The following is a 2,539-nucleotide window of genomic DNA, read 5'->3' on the forward strand; positions in this document are numbered from 1 at the left end:
GAGTGGAAATCAACAGCCTTGTCTAATACAGCCTTGATAAAATCGTGTGGAATGGCCGTTTAATGAAACGGAAAGTTTATTCTGCTACAATAGAATAAAAGGAATGGAGGGCAAGTTTTGTGAATGATACAATCGTAAAAGATGATCAGTTGTTAAAGAAAATTGCTGCTGAGTTAGCAATATCTTTTAAACAAGTAAACAGTGTTATTTCATTATTAGATGAAGGCAATACAGTTCCTTTTATTGCTCGATATCGTAAAGAAATGACAGGAGCACTTGATGAAGTCCAAATCAGAAATATTTTAGAACGCTGGCAGTATGTCCAAAACCTCGAGCAAAGAAAAGAAGAGGTTATCCGCATTATTGCTGAGCAAGGGAAATTAACTGACGAACTGAGCGCTTCAATCACTAAGGCTGAGAAGCTTCAAGAGGTTGAAGATTTATACAGACCTTATAAACAAAAAAGACGGACTAAAGCAACGGTTGCGAAGGAAAAAGGGCTTGAACCATTAGCTGAATGGCTACTGACATTCTCAAAAGAATCGATTGAGGAAAAAGCAAAACAATTTTTATCAGAGGAAAAAGAAGTCCTCACGGCTGAGGATGCCATTTCAGGTGCGAAAGACATTATTGCTGAACGGGTTTCAGATGATGCCGAAAGCCGAAAATGGATTCGGAAGGAAACGTTTAAATCTGGTGCAGTTGTATCGGTAGTGAAAGATGCGGAAAAAGACGAGAAAAACGTCTATGAAATGTACTATGAATATGAGGAACCAGTAAATAAAATTGTCCCACATCGAATTCTCGCTCTAAACCGCGGGGAAAAGGAAGACATTTTGCGAGTATCCTTAAAGATGAATTCAGATTTAATCCTGTCCTATTTGTCGAGAAAATGGATTCGTGCCCAGCATTCACCGGCAGCACCTGTTGTGCTTGAGGCACTGGAGGATAGTTATAAACGATTGATTCAACCTTCGATCGAGCGCGAAATCCGCAGTGAATTAACGGAAAAAGGTGAAGAACAAGCCATACATATATTCTCTGAAAATCTTCGGAACTTACTTTTGCAGCCGCCGTTAAAAGGTAAAGTGGTTATCGGGGTTGACCCGGCTTACCGGACAGGCTGTAAACTGGCAGTAGTGGATGAAACAGGCAAGGTACTGAAAATTGATGTAATTTATCCACATCCACCTGTTTCAAAAACGAAAGAAGCCCGTGAAAAGTTTATTAACATCCTTCGCGACTATAAAGTAGAGATGGCTGCGATCGGAAATGGGACAGCTTCAAGGGAAACAGAACAGTTTGTTGCGGATATCTTAAAGGAAATGGATGAGGAAATTTTCTACTTGATCGTCAATGAAGCCGGTGCGAGTGTGTACTCAGCATCTGAACTTGCCAGAGAAGAGTTTCCGAATCTCCAGGTAGAAGAAAGAAGTGCGGCATCCATTGCCCGCCGTTTGCAGGATCCATTAGCAGAATTGGTGAAAATTGATCCGAAATCTGTTGGCGTCGGTCAATACCAGCATGATGTTTCTCAAAAACGATTATCAGAATCGTTACACTTTGTTGTCGAAACGGCAGTTAACCAGGTTGGTGTGAATGTTAATACCGCCTCTCCATCACTTTTACAATATGTTGCTGGACTGAACAAGACAGCTGCAAATAATATTGTTAAAAAGCGTGAAGAGGAAGGGAAATTTACGAGCAGGGTTCAATTAAAGAAGGTTCCTCGTCTAGGGGCGAAAACCTATGAGCAGGCGATTGGGTTCTTACGAGTGTTGGATGGCAAACAGCCGCTTGATCGCACAGGGATTCATCCGGAAAATTACGATGAAGTGAAGAAATTATTAGCAAGTCTCGGATTTACAACCGATGATCTTGGTTCGGAAGAGTTGAAAACAGCCCTAAATGGTCTCAATTTAACATCCGTTTCTGAAGAACTTGCCATTGGGGAGCTAACGCTAAAGGATATTATTGATGCGTTGGTAAGACCGGAACGAGACCCACGTGATGAATTACCTCGCCCTCTATTGAAAAAAGATGTTTTAAAGCTTGAAGACCTTAGTGCTGGATTGGAACTGCAAGGTACAGTCCGAAATGTAGTCGACTTCGGTGCGTTTGTCGATATCGGCGTGAAGCAGGACGGTCTCGTTCATATATCCAAACTCAGCAACCGATTTGTAAAGCATCCTTTAGACATTGTATCGGTAGGGGATGTTGTCACCGTATGGGTAGATTCGGTTGATATGAAAAAAGGCCGGGTAGCGTTAACGATGCTTGCACCATCGAAATAGTAGAGAGTACAAAGTTCATTAAACAGGATTACCATGATTAATAGAGAGGACCATATCGCTTAGCGATATGGTCTTTATTTTTTGTTATTAAAAAATGGACTTTAAATGGAGTTTGGCGGAATTAAACGATTAAGTCCATATAATTGTGTAAAAAGAAAGAGTCATTTTATTCACTCTTGGCAACACTGTTTTCAGCGACGATAAACAATGAAAAGAGGAATTAAATGACTCACTTACAGTTTAAC

1 protein-coding gene is annotated in these 2,539 nt (G+C 40.8%); it reads left to right on the top strand.

Annotated features, from left to right (window positions below; genetic code table 11):
• The first annotated feature begins 119 nt into the window (after positions 1 to 119).
• Positions 120 to 2,294 carry a Tex family protein gene (locus V7659_RS03030; RefSeq protein WP_335538012.1) on the top strand — a complete coding sequence of 725 codons (2,175 nt, stop codon included), beginning with the start codon at positions 120 to 122 and terminating at the stop codon, positions 2,292 to 2,294.
• The last annotated feature ends 245 nt before the right edge of the window (positions 2,295 to 2,539 follow it).

The organism is Neobacillus drentensis (assembly GCF_036966985.1).
Lineage (GTDB): Bacteria > Bacillota > Bacilli > Bacillales > Cytobacillaceae > Neobacillus > Neobacillus drentensis_E.